The following is a 23,768-nucleotide window of genomic DNA, read 5'->3' on the forward strand; positions in this document are numbered from 1 at the left end:
TGCGCATCTCGTTCACGGGCGCGCGACCCTCTGCACTCCTGAAGGCCAGGATCACGCATTGGGGGATTCGAATGCATCGTTTCATCATCGTAGGCGGCGGCGCCGGCGGGCTCGAACTCGCGACCCGGCTCGGCGACCGCTACGGCGCGCGCGGCAAGCGCGAAGCCCGGGCACTCGTCACGCTGGTCGATCGTTATCCGACCCACATCTGGAAACCGCTGCTGCATGAAGTGGCCGCCGGCAGCATGGACCCGTTCACCCAGGAGCTCGAATACGCCGCGCAGGCGCGCTGGCACGGTTTCGAGTTCCAGCAGGGCGAACTGAGCTCGGTCGATCGCGGCGCGAAGCGCATCGTGGTGTCGTCCGTGCTCGACAGCGACGGCCTGGAGCTGATGCCGCAGCGCGTGCTCGAGTACGACACGCTGGTGATCGCGATCGGCAGCACCACGCATTTCTTCGGCGTCGAGGGCGCGCAGCGCAACGCGATCGCGCTCGATACGGTCGGCGAGGCGGAGCGTTTCCGCAAGCGGTTGATCGCGGCCTGCATCCGCGCCGAACATCGCACGCCCGAGGCGGCCGCGCAGGCCGCGACGCCCGGCGAGCCGCCGATCCAGATCGCGATCGTCGGCGCAGGCGCGACCGGCGTCGAACTGTCGGCCGAGTTGCGCAATACCGCCCAGGTGCTGTCGGCCTATGGCCTGCACAAGCTCGATCCGAAGCACGACGTCGGCATCGTGCTGATCGAATCGGGCGAGCGCATCCTGCCGGCGTTGCCCGAGCGCGTCTCGACGGCCACCGCCGAATTGCTGGAGAAGCTCGGCGTGCGGCTGATGATGGGCGAGCGCGTGACCGAGGTCGCGCCGGGCATGGTGCACACCGCGAGCGGCGCCGCGGTGCGCGCGGACCTGACGGTCTGGGCCGCCGGCATCAAGGCGCCGGCCGTGCTCGCGCAGCTGGACGGGCTGGAGGTGAACCGGCTCGGCCAGCTCGCGGTGCGTCCCACGCTGCAGACCACGCTCGACGACGACGTGTTCGCGCTCGGCGATTGCGCGGCCTGTGCCTGGACCGGTACCGATCGCAACGTGCCGCCGCGCGCGCAGGCCGCGCATCAGCAGGCCAGCTTCCTGCTGCGCGCGCTGGCCTGCCGGCTCGAGGGCCGGCCGCTGCCGGCCTTCGGCTATCGCGACTTCGGCTCGCTGGTCTCGCTCGGTCACTTCAGCGCGGTCGGCAACCTGATGGGCGGCCTGATCGGCGGCAACATGCTGATCGAAGGGCTGTTCGCGCGCTTCATGTACATGTCGCTGTATCGCCTGCATATCGCCGCGCTGCACGGTTATCCGCGCATGGTGCTCGACACTTTCGCGCACTGGCTGCGGCGCTCGACCCTGCCGCGGGTCAAGCTGCACTGAGGCGGAGCGGGGCGGTGCGCGAAGCCCGGCGGGCAGGGGGAAGCCCGTTGCGATGCTGGCAGCAAGCTGGCGCCGGGCTGACAGGACGCTGCCCGATCGTGCCCCGGGTGCGCGAAACAGTTGACGGCGGTATGTAAGATTCGGCATCGTGTGCGGGGTCCGGATCGCCGGAACCCGTGGGCGGTGCGCCGGCCTTGCGCCGCGCGGCTCGCTCCACCGGCTTTCCTCGTTCGACTTTCCGGCGTTGCCGAGTGCCTCGGCGATGCCGTCGCGCTGAATTACAAGGAGCCCTCCATGTTGAAACCCGAAGTGGACAGCCTCGTTCCGCACGTTCCGTTCAATCGCCGCCGCTTCATGCAGGCGGCACTGGGCGGCTCGTTCGCCGCCGCCGTGCTGCCGGTCTCGGCGCAGACCATCACCACCGACAGCAACGGCCTCGACTGCGATACCGTCGAGATCCGCTCGGGCGATGCCAGCGTGCCCGCCTATCGCGCGCAGCCGGACGGCAAGAGCAACCTGCCGGTGATCCTGGTGATCCACGAGGTATTCGGCGTGCATGCGCATATCGCCGACGTGTGCCGTCGCTTCGCCAAGCTCGGCTACCTCGCGATTGCCCCCGACCTGTATTCGCGTGAAGGCGATCCCTCGAAATATCCGACCATCCAGGGGCTCTACGAGGCGATCGTCAGCAAGGTGCCGGACCGGCAAGTCACCGAGGATCTCGACGCGACGGTGGCCTGGGCCGGCAAGAACGGCGGGGACCTGACGCGCCTGGGCGTGACCGGTTTCTGCTGGGGTGGGCGCCAGGCCTGGCTGTTCGCCGAGCACAACCCGCACGTGCGCGCGGCGGCGGCCTGGTACGGCAAGGTGGTGGGCGATCGCAACGAGATGACGCCCTTCAATCCGATCGACCATGTGGCCGACCTGAAGGCGCCGGTGCTGGGCTTATATGGCGCGAAGGACGACAGCATCCCGCAGTCGACGCTCTCCGAGATGCGCGGCAAGCTGCTGGCGAGCAACCTGAAGGCCGCGCGCGACTCGGAGATCCTCGCTTATCCGGACGCGGCGCACGCCTTCTTCGCCGACTACCGGCCCAGCTACGTGAAGGCCGATGCCGAGGATGGCTGGAAGCGCGCGCTCGCGTGGTTCCATCAGCACGGCGTTCTGTGACGCCGCGCGCGCGGATCAGGGGTTCGGGCCGGTCGCGACCGGCCGCGACGGGTCCGCGCTCCATTCGCTCCAGGAGCCCGCGTACAGCAGCGGGTTGTGGAGCCCGGCGATCTCCATCGCCAGCGCGTTGTGGCAGGCCGTGACGCCCGAGCCGCATTGCAGGATCACGTTGTTGGCCGGCTGCTCGCCGATCACGCGGGTCCAGTCCTCGCGCAGTTCATGGCCGCTCTTGAAGCGGCCTTCCGCATTGAGGTTGTCCTTGAAGAAGCGATTGGCCGCGCCCGGGATGTGGCCGCCGACGGGATCGAGCGTTTCGTTCTCGCCGCGATAGCGATCGGGCGAGCGCGCATCGACCACCAGCCGCGACTTCGAGGCGAGGTTCGCGACCACGGCCGCCGCGTCGATCACGGTGGCGAGCGGCGGCTGGGCGCGGAAGTCGCCGGCCTGGTCGGCCGGGGCCGACTGCGTGAGCGGCTGGCCGGCGGCCTGCCAGGCCTGCAGCCCGCCGTCGAGCACGGCGACGGAATCATGGCCGAGCCAGCGCAGCAGCCACCAGAGCCGGGCCGCGTACATGCCGCCCTGCGCATCGTAGGCAACCACCTGCTGGTTCGCGCGCAGGCCCTTGGCGGCCAGCGTCGCCACCAGCGTGTCGCGCGAGGGCAGCGGGTGACGGCCGTTGCTGCCGGTCTTCGGGCCCGACAGGTCGCGATCGAGATGCAGGTAGCGGGCGCCGGGCAGGTGGCCTGCCGCATAGGCTTGCGAGCCGGAATCGGGATCGGCCAGGTCGAAGCGGCAATCGAACACGAAGACGCTGTCGGGCGCGGCGGCGAGGCGCTCGGCGAGATTGCCGGCGGAGATGAGGGTGGTGTAGTGAGTGTGGGGCATGATGGCTCCTGCGAGGAAAACGGCCGGATCCATCCAGTCTAAACAAAAAAAGACGGGCCACGGCCCGTCTTTTTCGTTTGGCATGCCGGCGCTGCCGGCTGCCTCAGAAGCTTCCCAGCTTGCGTCGCAGGAATTCGTGGAAGTGCTGCATGCCGTCTTCCATCGGGCTCTGGTACGGCCCGACCTGCGATTCGCCGCGCTCCATCAGCGCGCGGCGGCCGGCATCCATGCGCATCGCGATCTCGTCGTCCTCGACGGCCGTTTCCATGTAGGCGGCCCGCTCGGCCTCGACGAACTCGCGCTCGAACAGCGCGATCTCCTCGGGGTAGTAGAACTCGACGATGTTGGTGGTCTTCTGCGGCCCGCGCGGGATCAGCCAGGACACCACCAGCACGTGCGGATACCACTCGATCATCAGGCCCGGGTAGTAGACCATCCAGATCGCGCCGAACTCGGGCGGCACGCCGTCGCGGAAGCGCAGCACCTGTTCGTGCCATTTCTGGTACGTCGGGCTGCCCGGCTTGGCGAGCGCGTTGTGCACGCCGACCGTCTGCACGCTGTACCAGTCGCCGAACTCCCATTTGAGATCGTCGCAGGACACGAAGCTGCCGAGGCCCGGGTGGAACGGGACGACGTGGTAATCCTCGAGGTAGACCTCGATGAAGGTCTTCCAGTTGTAGTCGCACTCGTGCACCTCGACGTGATCGAACTGATAGTCCGAGAAGTCGAAGTGATGGCGCGTGCCGAGGTTCGCGAGATCCTGCGCGACGTTGCGGCCCTCGGCCTCGAACAGCAGCCCCTGCCAGTTCTGCAGCGGCGACTTGCCGAGGTTCAGGCAGGGCTTGTCGGGGAAATGCGGCGCCCCGAGCAGTTGCCCGTCGAGATCGTAGGTCCAGCGGTGCAGCGGGCACACGATGTTGTTCGCGTGGCCGCGGCCGTTCAGCATGATCGCCTGCCGATGGCGGCAGACGTTGGACAGCAGCTCGATGCGCGACTCCTGGTTGCGCACGAGCACGCGGCCTTCCTTCTCGGAAGGCAAGGCAAAATAGTCTCCCGCCTCGGGCACCATCAATTCGTGCCCGACGTAGCGAGGTCCTTTCTTGAATAGGGTTTCGACTTCGCGCTGGAGCAGCGCCTCATCGAAGTAAGCCGTGACTGGAAGCTGGCTGGATGCCGACTTCAACTGCAGCGCGTCGCTCAGATTGGACATTCCCACTCCCGGAAAGCGTGAAAGCAGTGAACAACCCAACCATCGAAAAATCGATTTAGGGGAACCGGCGATTATACCCGGAACTGTTTCCCGGGGGTAAGTTAAGTGCCTGATTTGTGTCAAATTTCGTATCGCGGCCCGCAGCATCTTGTCCTGCCGGCGGAGCCGCGGCGAAGCCGGCGGGGGCGGATCGGTCACGTCGAGCCGTGCTGGATTCCGCTTTTGCCGTAGAATGTCCGACTTGTTTTTAAATTTGATACCTCGTCCCATGGCGAAAAACGCAACTCCGGGCGCTGCGGCGTCGGGTGCCGGCCCCGAATCGGTGCCGGCCTCCTACGAAACCGCGCTCGAGGAGCTCGAAACGCTTGTCGCACGGATGGAGGGCGGGACACTGAGCCTCGAGGATTCGCTCGCCGCCTATCGGCGTGGGGCGGTTCTTGTTGCGTTTTGCCAACAACAACTCGACAAGGTGGAGCAGCAGGTGCGTGTGCTCGACGGGGCCACGCTGAAGCCGCATGCCAACGGAGCGGGCGCCACGGACGGCGAAGACGACGATCTATGACATTCGAACAATGGATGCGCGCAGTGCTGGCGCGCGTCGAAGATGCGCTGGGCCACTACTTGCCGGCCGAGACGGTGGTGCCGGGCAAGCTGCACGAGGCGATGCGCTACGCGGTGATGGGCGGCGGCAAGCGGGTGCGCCCGCTGCTGTGCCACGCCGCGGGCGAGCTGACGGGGGCGACCGAGGCCGCGCGCAATGCCGCCTCGGCCGCGCTGGAGATGATCCACGTCTACTCGCTGGTGCATGACGACATGCCGTGCATGGACGACGACGCGCTGCGTCGCGGCAAGCCGACCGTCCACATCCAGTACGACGAGCCGACCGCGCTGCTGGTGGGCGACGCGCTGCAATCGCAGGCCTTCGTCGCGCTGACGGACGCGGCCGCGCTGACGGCTGTCCAGCAGGCCGCGCTGGTGCGCGAACTGGCGCTGGCGAGCGGCTCGGTCGGGATGGCCGGCGGCCAGGCGATCGACCTGGCCAGCGTGGGCCTGATGCTCACGCGCGAGCAGCTCGAGACGATGCATCGCAAGAAGACCGGCGCGCTGCTGCGCGCCGCGGTGCGCATGGGCGCGCTCGCCGGCGAGACGCCGTCGGACGACACCATGCGCGCGCTCGACGTCTATGCCGACGCGATCGGCCTGGCCTTCCAGGTAGTCGACGACATTCTCGACGTGACGACCGATTCCGCGACGCTCGGCAAGACGGCGGGCAAGGACGCGGCGGCCAACAAGCCGACCTACGTGTCGATCATCGGCCTCGATGCCTCGCGCGAGCTGGCCGCGCAACTGCGCGCCGACGCGCACGCGGCGCTGCAACCGTTCGGCGCGCGCGCCCAGCGCCTTGCCGAACTCGCCGACCTGGTGGTGAACCGGGTCAGCTGACGCGAAAGCCCGCCGCCGCGCTTCCGGTCGCCAGGAAGCGTGCATAAGGAGTGCGGGCGCGTTTGATTTCCTACAATGGAACGACGATGTACGACTTGCTGAAAACCATCGACGACCCCGCGGACCTGCGCCGCCTCGATCGTCGCCAACTGCAACCGCTCGCCGACGAGCTGCGCGCGTTCGTGCTCGACAGCGTGTCGAAGACGGGCGGCCATTTGTCGTCCAATCTCGGCACGGTCGAACTGACGCTTGCGCTGCATTACGTCTTCAATACGCCGAACGATCGCATCGTGTGGGACGTGGGTCACCAGACCTATCCGCACAAGATCCTGACGGGCCGCCGCGACCAGATGAACTCGCTGCGCCAGTTCGACGGGATCTCGGGTTTCCCGCGTCGCTCGGAATCGGTCTACGACACCTTCGGCACCGCCCATTCGAGCACCTCGATCTCGGCCGCGCTCGGCATGGCGCTCGCCAGCCAGCTGAACGGCGACGACCGCTTCTCGATCGCCGTGATCGGCGACGGCGCGATGACGGCCGGCATGGCCTTCGAGGCGATGAACAACGCCGGCGTGTCCGAGGATGCCAAGCTGCTGGTGATCCTCAACGACAACGACATGTCGATCTCGCCGCCGGTCGGCGCGTTGAACCGCCACCTGGCGCGCCTGATGTCGGGCCGCTTCTACGCGGCCGCCCGCGCCGGCGTGGAGAAGGTGCTCAGCGTCGCGCCGCCGGTGCTCGAGCTCGCGCGCAAGCTCGAGGAGCATGCCAAGGGCATGGTGGTGCCGGCCACGCTGTTCGAGGAATTCGGCTTCAACTACATCGGCCCGATCGACGGTCACGACCTCGACTCGCTGATCCCGACGCTGCAGAACATCAAGGAGTTGCGCGGTCCGCAGTTCCTGCACGTGGTCACCAAGAAAGGCCAGGGCTACAAGCTCGCCGAGGCCGATCCGGTGCTCTACCACGGCCCGGGCAAGTTCAATCCGGCCGAAGGCATCAAGCCCTCGACCACGCCCGCCAAGAAGACCTACACGCAGGTGTTCGGCGAATGGCTGTGCGACATGGCCGAGCTCGACGCGCGCGTGGTCGGCATCACGCCGGCGATGCGCGAGGGCTCGGGCATGGTCGAGTTCGAGAAGCGCTTCAAGGATCGTTATTACGACGTCGGCATCGCCGAGCAGCACGCGGTGACCTTCGCCGGCGGCATGGCGACCGAGGGCCTCAAGCCGGTGGTCGCGATCTACTCGACCTTCCTGCAGCGCGCCTATGACCAGCTGATCCACGACGTGGCGCTGCAGAACCTGCCGGTGGTGTTCGCGATCGATCGCGCCGGCCTGGTCGGTGCCGACGGCGCGACTCACGCGGGCGCCTACGACCTGGCCTTCCTGCGCTGCATCCCGAACATGACGGTGATGGCCGCGTCGGACGAGGACGAATGCCGCCAGATGCTCTACACGGCGGTCCAGCAGCCGAACCCGACGGCCGTGCGCTATCCGCGCGGCGCCGGTGCCGGCGTGCCGACCGTGAAGGCGATGACGGCGATCCCGGTCGGCAAGGGCGAGGTGCGCCGCCGTTCGGCGCAGCCGGAAGGCAAGCGCGTCGCGATCCTGGCCTTCGGCACGATGGTCGCGCCGTCGCTGGCCGCCGCCGAGGAGCTCGACGCCACGGTCGCCAACATGCGCTTCGTGAAGCCGATCGACGCCGAGCTGGTGCGCGAACTCGCGCAGACGCACGACTACCTCGTCACGGTCGAGGAAGGCTGCATTCAGGGCGGCGCGGGCTCGGCTTGCGTGGAAGCCTTGATGGAAGGCGGGGTGATCCGGCCGGTGCTGCAGTTGGGCTTGCCCGACCGCTTCATCGATCACGGCGACCCGGCCAAGCTGCTGTCGCTGTGCGGCCTCGACGCCGCCGGCATCGCGAAGTCGATCCGCGAGCGGTTCCTCGACCAGGCCAACAGCGTCGCCGACCAGGCGAAGCGCGTGGCCTGAGGATCGCGGCGCCGCCCGGCCGGTTCGGCGGGCGGGCATCCCGTATCTCCGGAACGGAACACATGGGCCTGCGGGCCCATGTTGCTTTTCCGGCTCCCCGCTTGCGAGCGGAAGCGCACGTGCCGCAAGCGGCGCGTCGCGCGACGACAAGGACTCGAACAAGATGAACCAGATGAATCCCGGCTTCGCGATGCCCGACGTGCAGAGCACGGTCGATACGCGGCAGATCCCGATCCAGCGCGTCGGCGTGAAGGCGGTCCGCCATCCGCTCACGGTGCGCACCGCGAGCGGCGAGATCCAGCCGAGCGTCGGCACGTGGAACCTCGACGTGCATCTGCCGGCCGAGCAGAAGGGCACCCACATGTCGCGCTTCGTCGCGCTGCTCGAGGACAACCGGGAGCCGCTCGGGCCCGAGGCGTTGCGGGGGCTGCTGGCATCGATGCTCGACAAGCTCGAGGCCGTGGCCGGGCGTATCGAGGTGACGTTTCCGTATTTCGTCAGCAAGACCGCGCCGGTGTCGGGGGTGAAGAGCCTGCTCGATTACGAGGTGACGCTGGCCGGCGAGGTGCGCAATGGCGCGACGCGCCTGTTCTTGAAGGTGCTGGTGCCGGTGACGAGCCTATGCCCGTGCTCGAAGAAGATCTCGCAGTACGGCGCGCATAACCAGCGCTCGCACGTGACGATCGACGCCGAGCTCGATGGCGAGGTGGCCGTCGAGGAGTTGATTCGGATTGCCGAGGAAGAGGCCTCCTGCGAGCTGTGGGGGCTGCTCAAGCGTCCCGACGAGAAGTTCGTCACCGAGCGCGCTTATGAGAATCCCAAGTTCGTCGAGGATCTGGTGCGTGATGTCGCGCAGCGGCTCAATGCCGACGAGCGGATTGTCGCTTATGTGCTCGAGGCCGAGAACTTCGAGTCGATTCACAATCACAGCGCGTATGCGTTGATCGAGCGTGACAAGCGGATCGGCTGACGGCTGACGGCTGACGTCGGGCTTGGTAGACGGACAAAACCCCTCGTGACTTCCATCACGAGGGGTTTTGTTTTCCTTGGGGCGAGTGGGTGGCGCGGGCACGGGGATCGCGTGTCGTCCGTGGTCGTCTTTTACCGCTTGCCTCGTGAGGTTCGGCGGGTGGCCGCGGCCGGATTTTCGATCCATGCAGCGGCGTTTCTTTGCTCGTCCATTTCCCCGTTCCAGTTTTTGACCTGGGCTTGGGGGTTGTCTGGATATTCGCCGCGTTGCTGGGCCAGGATGGTGTCGCCCCAGCCGACAGGGGTGCCCGGGCGAGGTTCGGCGTGGGGATCGTCGGCGGAGATGTTCGAGATGCGTTCGATCGTTTCAGGCCAGATGGGGGCGCGACAGGTTGCGTTTGCGAATACGCGCATGACCGTGAAGACGAGGATGAGCGGCATCATCAGCAGCCGGACGACGACCGGGGCACGCAAGCCGAAGCTGTAAAGCGAGAACAGGAACGCTTCGCGTAGCGTTTCTTGCTGGGTAAGGAACAACATCGGTTTGGGTAGATCTTCCGGTCCATCGTTCATGTAGGTGCACCAGTAGTTCCATTGGGCAAGAGCCATGTCGATTTGCGGGTAGCCGGTCCATTCCCGGCCGATCGAGAACACGCGTGCGACGTTGCCGTTGTCGTCGAGCGTGTAGTGTCGGATGTGGAAAATGGTGCCGAACGATGTGTGCTCCCGATGTAGGCAGAAGATCGATTCGGTCGACCAGGGGGCTTCCCAGACCATGTCGCCTTCGCCGGGTTTCGCGAAGTAACGTCGGGAGCGGATTGCGTAGATTTTGCGATCTTGGCGATGGAATCGAACTGGCCTGTAGCGCAGGCTGAAAAATAGGACGTGGCCGAATTTCCAGGCAATGGTTGCAAACACCAAGGAAACGCCGGCGGAAAACATGTTTCCGATTAATCCTCCAGCGTAGGGATGGCGTACGTTGGTAAGCCAATAGGCATATGGGCCCAATCCAGTGGCAATGACGGACAAGGCAACTCCCGTAATAGACCACTGTTTGTCCAGGAAGGATGGTTCAGTTGCATCCATGTGGTTTGAATTTATTCGAAACGTGGCGCCAAAATCCTGTAAGGATGGTCCGACGGGCTGATCAATGCTCAATCGGTGTGTTATGTCCCATTCTGGTATGGGTTTGCCGATACAGCTTTTCATCGCGAGTTCGTCCATTGCTACCCTTCTATTGAGAAATGAAAAGCTTTGATTTCATCGTCAAGCGATTGATAGTGGTTGTCCTTGCTGAACTTGCTTCTCGATATCCACTCCGCGATTGCTGATTGTCTGCAAATCGCGATTGCGATGCTGAGTAATATCGATGCGATGAATGTCGTCCAAAAAAGTGGGAGGCTGAAAAGCGGTGCGACGGAGATGTATGTTCCTAATGTTCCGCTCGAGAGATATAACCATCCCAGTTGGGAATTGTTGTTGGTAAACGCCTCGGGCGCTTTGTCTAATGCGTCGTAAGTTGCAAAACATATGCCGCCGATAGCGCTGAGTCCTTGTCCGAACCGAATGCCGACTCCGGCCCATTCACTTGCTCTCGCCCACTGCTTCATCATGAACGTCGACAGCGGGTGAGCAGGCGCCTTCGCGATCGTTGCCGAAGCCGTCTCGACAACCGTTCCAAGAATCGATACAACGGCACCGGCAAGCTTCAACTCCGCTTCGTCATGAGTGAATCGATCACGGCCTTCCCATTCCTTGGCTGCGAATGTCAGCGTCACAAGCTGGAAAATCATCGTCACGATGCCGAGATTGAAATCCTTGGACGATCCGAGCCATCTCTTCGTCGCGTCCACCCCTGGCACCCTGATCGCCTTGATCGCGCCGGCCTCGAGTTTCCCGTTCTTCACCAACGCATCGACGTCCATCTCGTAGGCGACGATATTCATGTCCGTCGCGGGCGCCGCCCTCAGGACCTGCTTGCCGACCTGCGTGGCGGCTGCCCGCTGACTGGTCCGATCGCCATCCAGCTTCACTTCCAGCGCTTTGGCCTGCTCCAATGTCCAATCGCGTATCGCGAGCTTGCTGGCTGCCGATCGCTTGATCCGAACACCCGATTGCATCGCCAGGCGGATCGTGATGAAACCCACCGCAGAACCGTGTGCAGCCTTCGTCAATACATTGACGACTTGATTGGCCGTCGTGACCACTAGCCTGTCACGCAAGTTCGCGGCGTTGCCCAGATCCTTGATCTGGTCGAAGGCCAGCTTGTAGATATTCAGGAAATTTTCGTACGGGATATCCGAAGCATGGACATGCGCGTCCGCCGCCTTCATCAACGCCTCATGATTGAACATCAGGGCCCGCGCATACAGATTCCTGATATCCGAAGCCTGGCCGTTCAGCCAGTCGTCGAGCACCTTCTTGCAGGCTTCGGTACCTGCGGCGGCACCGATCGCCTGCGCGCAGGATTCGCTGTAGGCATAACCGCTGCGCAAGTCCTTCACGTCATGGTTGCCTGCCATCCATTCGGCCAGCAGCAGCGATTTCAACCAGTCGGCATGAGCCTGCACGAGGGCTTCCCATGTCGGCCTGAACGCATCGAGCGCTTGTTGATATTCCTGCGGGAAGCGCTTCAGGGCCTCTGAATCGATCACGTTGACTCGCTTGCCGTCCGCGCCAACCCTGGTCGAAGCCTCCTCCCAAGCTTCGTTGGCCGCATCCTCCTGGGTTGCGGGAATATCGCTCGCTTTCTTCGTTTCCTCTTTCACGGCCTTCTCGAGGCTTCCTGTCTTGATCCACCGGCGCAGCACATGAAAAGCTCCCATTGCATCCGCCGATACGGGACGTCCGATCTTCGTGTTGACGGCGTTGGCCTCCGCAATCGTCCTTGACACGCCATACGTCAAGCCGGCCGTAGCTCGCGCGTTGGCGCGTATGCCGGCTTCCGCGCGCTCCAGCAACTGTGCCGAGATGGATTTCCAGTAGATCTGTTCGTCGAAGCCGTTGTGCAGGCTGGGAACCGTCAATTCCGCGAGATCGTTGGTGATGCCCAACGGATCATTGACCGCGACCACGAAACCTTTCTTGTTCGGCGATTCCGCCATCGCGTCGCCGATACGTTTGGCCGCATGGCTGCGGCCTATGCGAGTCTCGTATTGGACAGGCTGATTGCTGAACGAGAAAGCCTCCGTCATCGCCTGGTCGTCCATCGCGAAATGCGCGATCTGCCGATGTGACGCCTGGAACTCGCCCGTGTCGCCCGCGTCGCCGGCGTCGCCGGCGAGCATGGCCGGAATATCGATGCACTGCATGTGCTGCATGCGCCACGCTTCGCTTTCCACCTTGTCGTAGACGATCCGCCGAGTCCAGCGAACATTGGACCAGCCGATCCAGAGCTTGGTCGCCTCGTCGCTGCCGGAGGTATGCAGCACATCCACGCATCGACCATAGGAGTCGTAGGCCTCGTCGCTGGTGGGGCATATCTGCCGAATGAACCGGTCTGGTGTGTCGCCGGGCGGTGGCTGGGTGTCGGCAGGGAAGCGCCAGAGGATGCCGTTGTCGAGCACCATGTAGGCGCGCAGTTTCTTGCGTTTCTCGTCGTAGGTATAGAGATACCCGCCGCGCAATGCACGCAAGGTGTATCGGGCGGAGGCGACGGATTGCGGCGCGCGATCGTCGATCCGGAAATTGCCGGACAAGGGCGGGGCCTTGTCCGCGCCGCGCGGGCACGCGATTGCGTAGCGAACCGGATGGATCAGCAATGACTGGCGATCACACATTGGGCAAGCTTTGCGGGCTGGCATGAAAGGCATCCTCGGTAGCCGGCTGGAGCGCCGTGATGCTGGATCAGGGAACAAGGAACGCTTGTCGCAGGCGATGCAGCGCGTAATCGACGAGTGCGTCGGGACTCGTGATTCCCTGACGCACCGCTTCGCAAAACATCCGATCCAGGGTGCTGGGGAGATGTGCGAGGTGATCGATTGAAAAAGCGAGGCGCCGGCGCACGATCCGGTCGGCAAGATCGCTGCGGTCGATACGAGGCCATTGGTCCGGGCGCGGCCACCCGGACGATGCATCGACGGCGGCACGCCTGTTGCCGCTCGTCTCGACGCACCAGTAATGTCCCGCCCACGGAAACGTCCACGATGTCACCGGTCCGAGCAGCGCTTGTCGTTGCGGGGGATCCAGGACTGCGAGTGCCAGGCTCATCACGCGAGGATCGTAAAAGCGCCAGAAAACGTCCGGGCCTTCAGCGCCGGGGCCGACGAGGTGGTTCGCGATGTGTTCCCTGATCGCATCGCCGCTTGCTTCGCTGTCGAGCCAGGCACAGATCACGGGGGCTCGTTCGACATGCCTCTCGGCAAGCAGATATTGGGTTGCCAGGGTTCTTGCCCGGTCGTCGAGGGCGGCGATATCGACCAGCTGCGGCATGCATTCTTCACGATGTGCCAGTACACGCGGCACACAGGGCTGTCCGTCGAATTCGGAAAGCTCGGGGGTATCGATCCGAGTGACGGGATCGATCAACAGGAAGCCGTGAGGCGGGACGCCGGAACAATCGAACTTCAGTTCTCTTAAGTTTTGCGTGGAATGCGGCATGGCGATGATGGCTTTCCCTCGCGCCGGAAGTTCGGCAAGAACCACGGCGACGTCGTGAACTTGATGTGCGAGGGGAATATAGCCACGGGGAACGACGAAAACCATGCGGCCGATCGTATCGATCGGGCATGGAAATATCAGGTGGTTTTCGGGTCTATCAGGGAATCAAAATCGCCGGCATCTGAATAATCAGAATCCATCTGATTATGCGATCTCGTTCACCGCCATTTTTTTGAGTGGCGATAACGCGCTTGGTGCGCATCCGGCGCGCTGGAATCGGCGCCGAGTGGCGCCGCCAGGTTCAAGCCGCCAGCGAACCCAGGTCCCAGCGCGGCTTGACGGTAAAGGCGTAGTCGCGATTGGCCTGCTCGGGCCAGCGCGCGAGGCGCAGCGCGCCGGCCAGCGCGATCATCGCGCCGTTGTCGGTGCACAGCGCGAGATCGGGGTAATGCACCTCGAAACCGCGCTTCTTCGCGGCCGCCGACAGCGCCGCGCGCAGTTGCCGGTTCGCGCCCACGCCGCCGGCCACCACCAGGCGCTTGAGCCGGGTCTGCTTCAGCGCCGCCAGCGATTTCGCGACCAGCACATCCACCGCCGCATCGACGAAACCGCGCGCCAGGTCGGCCTTGGCCGCCTCGAGCGCCTCGCCCGTCGCGCCGCCGGCCTCGATCTTCTTCATCTGCGTGAGCACCGCCGTCTTCAGGCCGCTGAAGCTGAAGTCGAGATCGCCCGAATGCAGCATCGGCCGCGGCAGCGCGACCGCGCCGGGCGTGCCGCGCTCGGCCAGCTTCGACACCTCGGGGCCGCCCGGGTAGCCGAGGCCGATCAGCTTGGCGGTCTTGTCGAAGGCTTCGCCGGCCGCGTCGTCGAGCGTTTCGCCGAGCGTCTCGTAGACGCCGACGTCGGTCACGCGCATCAGCTGCGTATGGCCGCCCGACACCAGCAGCGCGACGAACGGAAACGGCGGCGGCGCCTCGACCAGTAGCGGCGAGAGCAGGTGGCCTTCGAGATGATGGATGCCGACCGTGGGCTTGTCCCAGGCCATCGCCAGCGCGTTCGCGATGCTCGCGCCGACCAGCAGCGCGCCCGCGAGGCCGGGCCCTTGCGTGAATGCGATCGCGTCGACTTGCTCGCGCGTCACGCCGCCTTCGGCGAACACCTGCTCGAGCAGCGGCAGCGCGCGGCGGATATGGTCGCGCGAGGCGAGTTCGGGTACCACGCCGCCGTATTCGCGGTGCATCGCGATCTGCGAGTGGAGCGCATGGGAGACGAGGCCGCGCTGCGTGTCGTAGAGCGCGAGGCCGGTTTCGTCGCACGAGCTTTCGATGCCGAGGACAAGCATGGTCGGTGGGGCGGCTGGGCAGCCGGATCAGCATTGGCAACCGGGCAGTATAGCAGTGAGAGGCCGGTCGGCGCCGGGCGCGGCTTGCCGGGCGGTTACAATCCGCGCCATGGAAAATTTCGATATCGCCGTGATCGGCGCGGGGGCGGCCGGCATGATGAGCGCGGCCGTCGCCGGGCAACTGGGGCGCCGCGTGGTGCTGATCGACCATTCGCCGCGCCTGGCCGAGAAGATCCGCATCTCGGGCGGCGGCCGCTGCAATTTCACCAATCTCAACGCGGGGCCGGAGAACTACCTGTCGCAGAACCCGCGTTTCTGCCGATCGGCGCTGGCGCGCTACACGCCGCGCGACTTCCTGGCGCTGCTCACGCGCCACCGCATCACCTGGCACGAGAAGCACAAGGGCCAGTTGTTCTGCGACCAGCTCAGCGAGGGCATCATCGACGTGCTGCGCGCCGAATGCGACGCGGGGCGCATCGCCTGGCGGCGTCCCGTCTCGGTCGAGGCGGTGCGCCATGCCGACGACAGCGGCTTCACGCTCGACACCAGCGCCGGCGCGATCAACGCGCGCGCGCTGATCATCGCCACGGGCGGCCTGTCGATCCCCAAGATCGGCGCCACCGATTTCGCCTACCGGCTGGCCAAGCAGTTCGGCCACAAGCTGATCGACACGCGCCCCGCGCTGGTGCCGCTGACGTTCGCCTCGGCCGACTGGGCGCCGTTCGCGGCGCTCTCGGGCCTGTCGCTGGAGGTGCGCGTGGCGACCGGCGGCAAAAAGGACGGTGCGGAATTCGTCGAGGACCTGCTGCTCACGCATCGCGGCCTGTCCGGCCCCGGCATCCTGCAGATCTCGAGCTACTGGAAGCCGGGCGAGCCGATCCATGTCGACCTGCTGCCGCGCGAGGACGCGAGCGAGGCGCTGCTGGCCGCCAAGTCCGGCTCGAAGCGGCAGATCGGCGCGCTGCTGTCGGAATGGGTACCGGCGCGGCTGGCCCAGGCCTGGCTCGATACCCAGCGCGTCGCGGCCGACGCGCGCCTGGCCGACCTGCCCGACAAGACGCTGCGCCAGGTCGGCGGCGCGCTGTCGCGCTGGAGTCTGGTGCCCGACGGCACCGAGGGCTACAAGAAGGCCGAGGTGACCAAGGGCGGCGTCGATACGCGCGAGCTGTCCTCGTCGACGATGATGAGCGCGCGCGTTCCGGGACTATTTTTCATCGGCGAATCGGTCGACGTGACCGGCTGGCTCGGCGGCTACAACTTCCAGTGGGCCTGGGCCTCGGGCGTGGCGGCGGGGCAGGCGGCAGCGGAACTGGCTCGCGGCGCTTGACGTGCTAGTGCGTTTGTGCAACGCGTCTGCTATACTCGGAAACCTTTCTTCCGTGGTTTCCCTTTTTCAGTGACGGGTCATGACGATCATTCGCGTTAAAGAAAACGAGCCTTTCGAAGTCGCGATGCGCCGCTTCAAGCGGACGATCGAGAAGAACGGTCTGCTGACCGAACTTCGCGCCCGCGAGTTCTACGAAAAGCCGACGGCCGAGCGCAAGCGCAAGAAGGCAGCCGCGGTGAAGCGGCACTACAAGCGCATCCGCAGCCAGACGCTGCCGAAAAAGCTCTACTGAACGCGGGTCGTCACCCACCCCTCACATCTCAGGCGCCGCAGCTTGGCCAGGCGGCGCGCCGGTAGTCCCACGCAGCGGGCTGTCGATGCCGAATTCGAGCAAACCCGCTTGAGCAAGCTCTCAAGCGGGTTTTTGTGTTGATGCCCGGGCGCTCGGGCATTCCGTATTTTTTCTCTCCGGGTGAAGCAATGAGTTTGAAAGACCAGATCAGCGAAGACATGAAGGCCGCGATGCGCGCGAAGGACAGCGCGCGGCTCGCCACGATCCGCCTGCTGCTGGCCGCGATCAAGCAGCGCGAGGTGGACGAGCGCATCACGATCGACGACGCCGGCGTGGTGGCCGTGGTCGACAAGATGCTCAAGCAGCGCAAGGATTCGATCACCCAGTTCCAGGCCGCCGGCCGCGACGACCTGGTCGCGCAGGAGCAGTCGGAAGTGGCGGTGCTGGTTGCCTACATGCCGGCGCAGCTCTCGGAGGCCGAGGTGGCCGACGCGGTGCAGAGCGCGATCGTCGAGGTGGGCGCGGCCGGCCCGCAGGACATGGGCAAGGTGATGGGCGTGCTGAAGGCCAAGCTGGCCGGCAAGGCCGACATGACGGCCGTGTCCGCGAGCGTCAAGGCCGCCCTGTCGAAGTGAGCGTCGGGCGGGCGCCTTGCGGCGTCCGCCGGTTCCTGTCCACGCCTGTATCGTGATTCCGAGTTCCTTTCTCCAGGATCTGCTGAACCGCGTCGATATCGTCGACGTGGTGGGCCGCTTCGTCCAGCTCAAGAAGGGCGGCGCCAATTTCATGGGGCTCTGCCCGTTCCACAACGAGAAGAGCCCGTCGTTCACCGTCAGTCCGACCAAGCAGTTCTATCACTGCTTCGGCTGCGGCGCCCACGGCACCGCGATCGGCTTCCTGATGGAGCATGCCGGGCTCAGCTTCCCCGAGGCCGTGCAGGAGCTCGCGCAGTCGGTCGGCCTGACCGTCCCGCACGAGCCCTCGATGCGCGGCGGAGGCGGGGGCGGCTACGGCGGCGAGGGCAGCTCGCTGCCCGCCGCCTCGAAATCGGTCACCACCGCGCTGACCGACGTGATGCAGACGGCCAGCGACTATTACCGCAAGCAGTTGCGCGGCGCGACCAATGCGATCCAGTACCTGAAGAAGCGCGGCCTGACCGGCGAGATCGCGATGCGCTTCGGGCTCGGTTACGCGCCCGATGGCTGGCAGAACCTCGAGACGGCCTTCGAGGACTACCGCGCCGACACGCTGGTCGACGCGGGCCTGGTGATCGTCAGCGAGAAGACCGACGCGCAGGGCACCGCGCGCCGCTACGATCGCTTCCGCGAGCGGATCATGTTCCCGATCCGCAACGTCAAGGGCAATGTGATCGGCTTCGGCGGCCGCGTGCTCGATTCGGGCGAGCCGAAGTACCTCAACTCGCCCGAGACGCCGCTGTTCAACAAGGGCAGCGAGCTGTACGGGCTGTTCGAGGCGCGCCTCGCGATCCGCGACCAGAAGTACGCGCTGGTGGTGGAGGGCTACATGGACGTGGTGGCGCTCGCCCAGCTCGGCTTCCCGAACGCGGTGGCCACGCTCGGCACGGCCTGCACGCCGATCCACGTGCAGAAGCTGCTCAGGCAGACCGACACGGTGGTGTTCAGCTTCGACGGCGACGCGGCCGGCCGCCGCGCCGCGCGCCGCGCGCTCGAGGCCTGCCTGCCGCACGCGGCCGACAATCGCACGATCCGTTTCCTGTTCCTGCCGACCGAGCACGATCCCGACAGCTACGTGCGCGAATTCGGCGCCGAGGCGTTCTCGGACCAGGTGCGCCGCGCCATGCCGTTGTCGCAGTTCCTGCTCAACGAGGCGATCGCCGGCAAGGAACTCGACCAACCGGAAGGGCGCGCCAAGGCGCTGTTCGAGGCGAAGCCGCTGCTGCAGGCCTTGCCGGCCAATGCCTTGCGCGCGCAGATCATGCACATGTTCGCCGATCGCCTGAACATCCCGTTCGAGGAAGTGGCGGGGCTGAGCGACGTCGACGCGCGGATCGCCGCGCCGGCCCGCCAGGCGCCCGCGCGCGCCGACCGGCGCCGCGTGACCGACCACGAGAAGCGCACGCTGCGCAACCTGGTGATGTACCCGCGCATCGTGACCGTGCTCGACGAGGATGATGTTGCGACCCTGCGTGGCCTGCCGAGAAATGGGGAGCTATTCGACGAGGTGTTGGCGATGTCGCGGGAGCTGGGCGATGCGGCCGAATTCCGGCTGTTGTCCGACGTTCTCCGCAATACGACGAACGCCGAAACCTACGACGAAATCTTCCGCGAAATTCTCGACTATGATGAAAACGTCCGGGAGCTGCTGCTGCAAAGCCCCGAGGACGAGGCCGGCCAGGAGGCCGTGCGCGAGCGCGAACGGATCGCGGGGGAGGAACTGAAGGCCGCCGTGCTGAAGATGCGCTACGACGCCTGCAACGACCGGCTGAACCAGTTGTCGCGCCAGTCGACGCATTCTCCAGAGGAATTGACCGAGCTGATGGCGCTCAATCGGGCGCGCACGGACATGAAGGCAAAACTGGGACTGTAAACGAGGAACAACGGGGTAGGCGAGAGGCTTACCCCAACGTGCTATAATACAAGGTTTTCAGCGGTTTGTTTTCTAAGCACAAAGGCGAGATTCGCAATGGCAAAGACGACAGGCGGGAAAAGATCAGTAGGCAAGGGCTCCGACGAGCCGACCGGCAAGGTCACGAAGGCCAGCACTGCATCTTCATCTTCCGCGAAGTCGTTGTCCGGCGCGTCGCCAGTTGGCAGGAAACGCACTGCTGCCGGCACCGCCAAGGCTGCGCCGGCACCGACGGTTCGCGCATCACGGGCCGTCGCGAAGTCCGAATCGCGTACGGCGGCCAAGCCGTCGGCGAAGCGGGCAAGTGCGAATAGCGCAAGGGCAGCGGCTGCCGCCGCGGACGAAACGGCAGTACGCACTACTCAAGCATCCACGGTTCAAGAGGCTGTTGTCCAGCAGCCGCGAGTCGATTTAGCCGGTACGGCGAACTCCATGACGAAAAAGCTGAACGAAGTATCCGTCGATGACGACGCAACCCAGAGCGACGAGCAGCCCGCCGCTGCAGCGGGCAAGGAAAAAACCAAGGCGCGGGATCGTCGCGCGAAGGAAAAGCTGCTGCTGAAGGAAGCGTTCGCGACGAGCCAGCCCGGCACGGCCGAGGAGCTCGAGGAGCGGCGCGTCAAGCTGCGCGCGCTCATCAAGCTGGGCAAGGATCGCGGCTTCCTGACGTACGCGGAAATCAACGATCACCTTCCCGACAACTTCACGGAAACGGAAGCGCTCGAAGGCATCATCGGCACGTTCAACGACATGGGCGTGGCGGTCTACGAGCAGGCGCCGGACGCCGAGACGCTGCTGTTGAACGACAACGCGCCCGCCGCGTCGTCGGACGACGAGGTCGAGGAGGAAGCCGAAGTCGCGCTGTCGACGGTCGATTCCGAATTCGGCCGCACCACCGATCCGGTCCGCATGTACATGCGCGAGATGGGCACGGTGGAGCTGCTCACGCGTGAAGGCGAAATCGAGATCGCGAAGCGCATCGAGGACGGCCTGCGCCACATGGTGATGGCCATCTCGGCATGCCCGACCACGATCGCCGACATCCTGGCGATGGCCGAGCGCGTCGCGAACGACGAAATCCGCATCGACGAGCTGGTCGACGGCCTGAACGATCCGAACGCCGAGGACGCCGACGGTTTCAACGCGAAGGAAGCGGAAGAAGCCGAGCAGGCGGACGAGGACGAGGAGGAAGCCGGCGAGGACGAAGAGGAAGAGGACGACGACGGTGCCGCGCAGGCCACCGCCAACGCCGCCCAGCTCGAAGCGCTCAAGCGCACCTCGCTCGAGAAGTTCGCCCTGATCAGCGAATGGTTCGACAAGATGCGTCGCGCTTTCGAGAAGGAAGGCTACAAGTCGAAGTCCTACCTGAAGGCGCAGGAAACGATCCAGAACGAGCTGATGTCGATCCGTTTCACGGCGCGTACCGTCGAGCGTCTGTGCGACACGCTGCGTGCCCAGGTCGACGAGGTGCGTCAGGTCGAGCGCCAGATCCTGCACATCGTGGTCGACAAGTGCGGCATGCCGCGTTCGGAATTCATCTCGCGCTTCCCGGGCAGCGAAACGGATCTGGCCTGGGCCGAGAAGATCGCCACGGAAAGCCATTCGTACAGCGCCATCCTGCAGCGCAACGTGCCGGCGATCCACGAGCAGCAACAGCGTCTGCTGGATCTGCAGGCGCGCGTGGTGCTGCCGCTCAAGGACCTCAAGGAAACCAACCGCCAGATGGCGGCGGGCGAACTGAAGGCGCGCCAGGCCAAGCGTGAAATGACCGAGGCCAACCTGCGCCTGGTGATCTCGATCGCGAAGAAGTACACCAACCGCGGCCTGCAGTTCCTCGACCTGATCCAGGAAGGCAACATCGGCCTGATGAAGGCGGTGGACAAGTTCGAATACCGTCGCGGCTACAAGTTCTCGACCTACGCGACGTGGTGGATCCGCCAGGCGATCACGCGTTCGATCGCGGACCAGGCACGTACCATCCGGATTCCGGTTCACATGATCGAGACGATCAACAAGATGAACCGGATCTCGCGCCAGATCCTGCAGGAAACCGGCCTCGAGCCGGATCCGGCAACCCTGGCCGAGAAGATGGAGATGCCGGAAGACAAGATCCGCAAGATCATGAAGATCGCGAAGGAACCGATCTCGATGGAAACGCCGATCGGCGACGACGACGATTCCCATCTCGGCGACTTCATCGAGGATTCGAACACGGTCGCCCCGGCCGATGCCGCGCTGCATGCCAGCATGCGCGACGTCGTCAAGGACGTGCTCGATTCGCTGACGCCGCGCGAGGCCAAGGTGCTGCGGATGCGTTTCGGTATCGAGATGAGCACCGATCACACGCTGGAAGAAGTCGGCAAGCAGTTCGACGTCACGCGTGAGCGGATCCGCCAGATCGAGGCCAAGGCGCTGCGCAAGCTGCGTCACCCGAGCCGTTCGGACAAGCTGAAGTCGTTCCTGGAAGGGAACTGATCGGCATCAAGCATGTGGCCGCCGCCGGCCGTGAAGGTCGGCGGCGGTTCTTCTCTCCCCAATTGTTCGGTACAATGCCGTCCCCGAGTGCAGTCTGCCGGGGCGCGCGTCAATGCAGTCTTCCCACTGCGTCAGATCAGGGCCTGTAGCTCAGCGGTTAGAGCAGTCGACTCATAATCGATTGGTCGCGGGTTCGAACCCCGCCGGGCCCACCACACTTCCCTCCGAGCATGTCTGCCTGAGTCTGTGCATCCCTTGCAGGGGAGGCTGGACGGGTATCGCTTGCTAAAAGAGATGCTGCAAAATGCATGGGCAGCTCCAGGCAGCTGGTCTCAAGGCTCGCGTGGCGTGAAAGAGGCATCGTCGTCCCTAACCGCAAACCCCTGGAAAAACGGCAGATGAACAACTGGAATGTGGGCAGCGTGGACGAGGTGGCCTACACGTTCGGCTATTGCGACGAACTGAACCCGCTGCGGCTGAAGCTTCCCTTGCTACAGGCGGGGTTCGCGGTACCTGCCGTCGAGACCGCCTGCGAGCTCGGATTCGGCTACGGCGTCAGCGTCAACATTCATGCGGCCGGCTCCACCACGCGCTGGCATGGCACCGACTTCAACGCGGCCCACGCCGGTTTCGCGCAACGGCTCGCGCAGCATGCCGGATCGCAGGCGAGCCTGTCCGGCGAGAGTTTTTCGACGTTCTGCCTGCGCGACGACCTGCCCGATTTCGATTTCATCGGCATGCACGGCATCTGGAGCTGGGTTTCCGAGGAGAGTCGCGCTCTGATCGGCGAGTTCATCGCTCGCAAGCTGAAACCGGGCGGTGTGCTCTATCTCAGCTACAACACCCAGCCGGGCTGGACACCGATGCTGCCGGTGCGCGAGTTGCTGTACCGGCATTTCCATTTCAACGCCGCGGCCGATGCCGTCAAGGCCGGCGAGGCCGTGCCCACCGAGCAGGCGATCACCATGCGCGTGAAGGCCGCGATCGATTTTGTTCGCGGCGTATTTGCGACCCAGCCCGGTTACGCCGTGGTGAACCCGCTGCTGGCCGAACGCGTCGAGGCCCTGTCGCGGGCGGATCCGCGCTATCTGGCGCACGAGTATTTCAATCGTGACTGGCGCGCGATGTTGTTCCAGGAGGTCCATGCGTCGCTGGCGGATGCCGGGCTGACCTATGCCGGCTCCGCCGACTACCGCGACCGGGCGGAGGAGATCCATCTCGACGCGGCGCAACGCGCGATGCTGGCGCAAATCGCCGACATGGGCCTGCGCGAGACCGTGCGCGATATCTGCCTCAACCGGTCGCTGCGGCGCGACTACTGGATCAAGGCGCCGCGCCGGCTCGACGACGCGGCGCGCGATGCCGCCTTGCGCGCACATCGCGTGGTACTGGCCTTGCCACGTGCCTCGGTGATCCTGAAGGTACGCGGCACCTTGGGCGAGGCGGCCTTGCCCGAAGCCCTGTACGGCCCGATGCTCGACCTGCTGGCCGAGCATCGACCCACCGCGCTTGGCGATATCGAGCAGGCACTTCGCGCACGCGGCATCACGCTCGAGCGGATCGTCAAGGCCGTCACACTGCTGATCGGTACGGGAGCGCTGCTCAATGCACAGGATGACGAACAAATCGACCGTGCTCGCGCAGGTGCGGAACGCCTGAATATGGCGATCTGCGAAGCGGCGCGCACGAGCGACGAGGTGGGATTCCTGGCGAGCCCGGTGTCGGGCTCGGGGGTGCTGATGCCGCGCGTTGCACAATTGTTCCTGCTGGCGCGGCGGCAGGACAAACAGGACCCGGTGCAGTGGGCCGAATTCGCCGAAGGCGTGCTGAATATCGCGGCGCCACCCGTGGATACGGCGGTTTCGTTGGCGGAACGGGTGGCGCAGGCCAGGCGCTTCGCCGAGCTTCATCTGCCAGTGTTGCAGGCGCTCGGTATCGGTTGAGGCGGAGAGCGCCGGCGCTTGCCAATGACTGGCGTTGCGTAATGGCGGCCTCCTTGCACTTGCTCGGGTCCGCGCGAACCGCGAGCGAGCGCATGGCTTGCCGCCG

18 protein-coding genes and 1 tRNA gene are annotated in these 23,768 nt (G+C 65.1%); 13 read left to right on the forward strand and 6 right to left on the reverse strand.

All coding sequences use genetic code 11. The features are described 5' to 3' along the window. The first annotated feature begins 71 nt into the window (after positions 1-71). The gene (locus F3J10_RS03730; protein ID WP_167241084.1) at positions 72-1,409 is read left to right on the forward strand and encodes an NAD(P)/FAD-dependent oxidoreductase; all 1,338 of its coding nucleotides are present in this window, start codon (positions 72-74) and stop codon (positions 1,407-1,409) included. A gap of 294 nt (positions 1,410-1,703) precedes the next feature. Beyond that, on the forward strand, positions 1,704-2,579 hold the full coding sequence (locus tag F3J10_RS03735) for a dienelactone hydrolase family protein (protein ID WP_167241086.1): 876 nt from the start codon (positions 1,704-1,706) through the stop codon (positions 2,577-2,579). 15 nt (positions 2,580-2,594) lie between these two features. Here F3J10_RS03735 and F3J10_RS03740 read toward each other — a convergent pair whose 3' ends face one another. Together F3J10_RS03740 and F3J10_RS03745 are read right to left on the reverse strand one after the other, a co-directional pair. After that, entirely contained in the window at positions 2,595-3,464 is an 870-nt protein-coding gene (locus F3J10_RS03740; RefSeq protein ID WP_166913252.1) for a sulfurtransferase, read from the reverse strand. 103 nt (positions 3,465-3,567) lie between these two features. After that, positions 3,568-4,674, reverse strand: a complete 1,107-nt coding sequence (locus tag F3J10_RS03745) for an aromatic ring-hydroxylating dioxygenase subunit alpha (RefSeq protein ID WP_025100638.1) — start codon at positions 4,672-4,674, stop codon at positions 3,568-3,570. A 268-nt stretch (positions 4,675-4,942) separates the two neighbouring features. On the opposite strand from F3J10_RS03745, the gene F3J10_RS03750 reads away from it, so the two are divergent. The 4 genes from F3J10_RS03750 (at position 4,943) to folE2 (ending at position 9,078) form a co-directional block, all read left to right on the forward strand. Next, positions 4,943-5,236 (forward strand): exodeoxyribonuclease VII small subunit, encoded by a 294-nt coding sequence (locus tag F3J10_RS03750; protein ID WP_025100639.1) that lies wholly within the window; start codon positions 4,943-4,945, stop codon positions 5,234-5,236. Next, positions 5,233-6,117 carry a farnesyl diphosphate synthase gene (locus F3J10_RS03755; RefSeq protein WP_013690891.1) on the forward strand — a complete coding sequence of 295 codons (885 nt, stop codon included), beginning with the start codon at positions 5,233-5,235 and terminating at the stop codon, positions 6,115-6,117. The genes F3J10_RS03750 and F3J10_RS03755 overlap by 4 nt, the downstream gene beginning before the upstream one ends. Positions 6,118-6,203: 86 nt before the next feature. Next, positions 6,204-8,108, forward strand: a complete 1,905-nt coding sequence (gene dxs, locus F3J10_RS03760; protein WP_167233559.1) for a 1-deoxy-D-xylulose-5-phosphate synthase — start codon at positions 6,204-6,206, stop codon at positions 8,106-8,108. A gap of 163 nt (positions 8,109-8,271) precedes the next feature. Continuing rightward, the gene (gene folE2, locus F3J10_RS03765) at positions 8,272-9,078 is read left to right on the forward strand and encodes a GTP cyclohydrolase FolE2 (RefSeq protein ID WP_013690889.1); all 807 of its coding nucleotides are present in this window, start codon (positions 8,272-8,274) and stop codon (positions 9,076-9,078) included. Positions 9,079-9,209: 131 nt separating this feature from the next. Here the strand turns inward: folE2 and F3J10_RS03770 are convergent, their stop codons facing one another. From F3J10_RS03770 to tsaD, 4 genes are all read right to left on the reverse strand, one after another. Then, positions 9,210-10,301 (reverse strand): DUF6708 domain-containing protein, encoded by a 1,092-nt coding sequence (locus F3J10_RS03770; RefSeq protein ID WP_167241089.1) that lies wholly within the window; start codon positions 10,299-10,301, stop codon positions 9,210-9,212. A 2-nt stretch (positions 10,302-10,303) separates the two neighbouring features. Further along, entirely contained in the window at positions 10,304-12,880 is a 2,577-nt protein-coding gene (locus tag F3J10_RS03775) for a T6SS effector BTH_I2691 family protein (RefSeq protein WP_167241091.1), read from the reverse strand. A 43-nt stretch (positions 12,881-12,923) separates the two neighbouring features. Next, positions 12,924-13,781 (reverse strand): DUF4123 domain-containing protein, encoded by an 858-nt coding sequence (locus tag F3J10_RS03780; protein WP_167241093.1) that lies wholly within the window; start codon positions 13,779-13,781, stop codon positions 12,924-12,926. 196 nt (positions 13,782-13,977) lie between these two features. Beyond that, on the reverse strand, positions 13,978-15,018 hold the full coding sequence (gene tsaD, locus F3J10_RS03785) for a tRNA (adenosine(37)-N6)-threonylcarbamoyltransferase complex transferase subunit TsaD (protein ID WP_036055744.1): 1,041 nt from the start codon (positions 15,016-15,018) through the stop codon (positions 13,978-13,980). Here tsaD and F3J10_RS03790 point away from each other — a divergent pair. From F3J10_RS03790 to F3J10_RS03820, 7 genes are all read left to right on the forward strand, one after another. Beyond that, complete coding sequence (locus F3J10_RS03790) at positions 15,017-16,345, forward strand: NAD(P)/FAD-dependent oxidoreductase (protein WP_275691667.1); 1,329 nt, start codon at positions 15,017-15,019, stop codon at positions 16,343-16,345. The two genes, tsaD and F3J10_RS03790, sit on opposite strands and share 2 nt — an antisense overlap. 79 nt (positions 16,346-16,424) lie before the next feature. Next, on the forward strand, positions 16,425-16,637 hold the full coding sequence (gene rpsU, locus F3J10_RS03795; RefSeq protein WP_006479415.1) for a 30S ribosomal protein S21: 213 nt from the start codon (positions 16,425-16,427) through the stop codon (positions 16,635-16,637). A 188-nt stretch (positions 16,638-16,825) separates the two neighbouring features. After that, positions 16,826-17,272 carry a GatB/YqeY domain-containing protein gene (locus F3J10_RS03800; RefSeq protein WP_167241098.1) on the forward strand — a complete coding sequence of 149 codons (447 nt, stop codon included), beginning with the start codon at positions 16,826-16,828 and terminating at the stop codon, positions 17,270-17,272. 52 nt (positions 17,273-17,324) lie between these two features. Next, positions 17,325-19,205, forward strand: a complete 1,881-nt coding sequence (gene dnaG / locus F3J10_RS03805; RefSeq protein ID WP_167233711.1) for a DNA primase — start codon at positions 17,325-17,327, stop codon at positions 19,203-19,205. A gap of 96 nt (positions 19,206-19,301) precedes the next feature. Continuing rightward, the gene (gene rpoD, locus F3J10_RS03810) at positions 19,302-21,719 is read left to right on the forward strand and encodes an RNA polymerase sigma factor RpoD (RefSeq protein WP_080742206.1); all 2,418 of its coding nucleotides are present in this window, start codon (positions 19,302-19,304) and stop codon (positions 21,717-21,719) included. Positions 21,720-21,858: 139 nt separating this feature from the next. Next, positions 21,859-21,934, forward strand: a tRNA-Ile gene (locus F3J10_RS03815). Positions 21,935-22,117: 183 nt separating this feature from the next. Beyond that, positions 22,118-23,662 (forward strand): class I SAM-dependent methyltransferase, encoded by a 1,545-nt coding sequence (locus tag F3J10_RS03820; RefSeq protein ID WP_167241100.1) that lies wholly within the window; start codon positions 22,118-22,120, stop codon positions 23,660-23,662. Positions 23,663-23,768: the final 106 nt, after the last annotated feature.

The sequence above is a fragment of the Burkholderia sp. Cy-637 genome (assembly GCF_011753175.1).
GTDB classification, from domain to species: domain Bacteria; phylum Pseudomonadota; class Gammaproteobacteria; order Burkholderiales; family Burkholderiaceae; genus Burkholderia; species Burkholderia gladioli.

What these genes read in the sequence shown, in the direction of transcription:
- rpoD (WP_080742206.1), top strand. Translation starts at nt 19,302, where the DNA reads ATGGCAAAGACGACAGGCGGGAAAAGATCAGTAGGCAAGGGCTCCGAC.
- F3J10_RS03820 (WP_167241100.1), top strand. Translation starts at nt 22,118, where the DNA reads ATGAACAACTGGAATGTGGGCAGCGTGGACGAGGTGGCCTACACGTTC.
- F3J10_RS03800 (WP_167241098.1), top strand. Translation starts at nt 16,826, where the DNA reads ATGAGTTTGAAAGACCAGATCAGCGAAGACATGAAGGCCGCGATGCGC.
- F3J10_RS03740 (WP_166913252.1), bottom strand. Translation starts at nt 3,464, where the DNA reads ATGCCCCACACTCACTACACCACCCTCATCTCCGCCGGCAATCTCGCC.
- F3J10_RS03730 (WP_167241084.1), top strand. Translation starts at nt 72, where the DNA reads ATGCATCGTTTCATCATCGTAGGCGGCGGCGCCGGCGGGCTCGAACTC.
- tsaD (WP_036055744.1), bottom strand. Translation starts at nt 15,018, where the DNA reads ATGCTTGTCCTCGGCATCGAAAGCTCGTGCGACGAAACCGGCCTCGCG.
- rpsU (WP_006479415.1), top strand. Translation starts at nt 16,425, where the DNA reads ATGACGATCATTCGCGTTAAAGAAAACGAGCCTTTCGAAGTCGCGATG.
- F3J10_RS03755 (WP_013690891.1), top strand. Translation starts at nt 5,233, where the DNA reads ATGACATTCGAACAATGGATGCGCGCAGTGCTGGCGCGCGTCGAAGAT.
- F3J10_RS03770 (WP_167241089.1), bottom strand. Translation starts at nt 10,301, where the DNA reads ATGGACGAACTCGCGATGAAAAGCTGTATCGGCAAACCCATACCAGAA.
- dxs (WP_167233559.1), top strand. Translation starts at nt 6,204, where the DNA reads ATGTACGACTTGCTGAAAACCATCGACGACCCCGCGGACCTGCGCCGC.
- folE2 (WP_013690889.1), top strand. Translation starts at nt 8,272, where the DNA reads ATGAACCAGATGAATCCCGGCTTCGCGATGCCCGACGTGCAGAGCACG.
- F3J10_RS03735 (WP_167241086.1), top strand. Translation starts at nt 1,704, where the DNA reads ATGTTGAAACCCGAAGTGGACAGCCTCGTTCCGCACGTTCCGTTCAAT.
- F3J10_RS03775 (WP_167241091.1), bottom strand. Translation starts at nt 12,880, where the DNA reads ATGCCAGCCCGCAAAGCTTGCCCAATGTGTGATCGCCAGTCATTGCTG.
- F3J10_RS03750 (WP_025100639.1), top strand. Translation starts at nt 4,943, where the DNA reads ATGGCGAAAAACGCAACTCCGGGCGCTGCGGCGTCGGGTGCCGGCCCC.
- F3J10_RS03790 (WP_275691667.1), top strand. Translation starts at nt 15,017, where the DNA reads ATGGTCGGTGGGGCGGCTGGGCAGCCGGATCAGCATTGGCAACCGGGC.
- F3J10_RS03780 (WP_167241093.1), bottom strand. Translation starts at nt 13,781, where the DNA reads ATGGTTTTCGTCGTTCCCCGTGGCTATATTCCCCTCGCACATCAAGTT.
- F3J10_RS03745 (WP_025100638.1), bottom strand. Translation starts at nt 4,674, where the DNA reads ATGTCCAATCTGAGCGACGCGCTGCAGTTGAAGTCGGCATCCAGCCAG.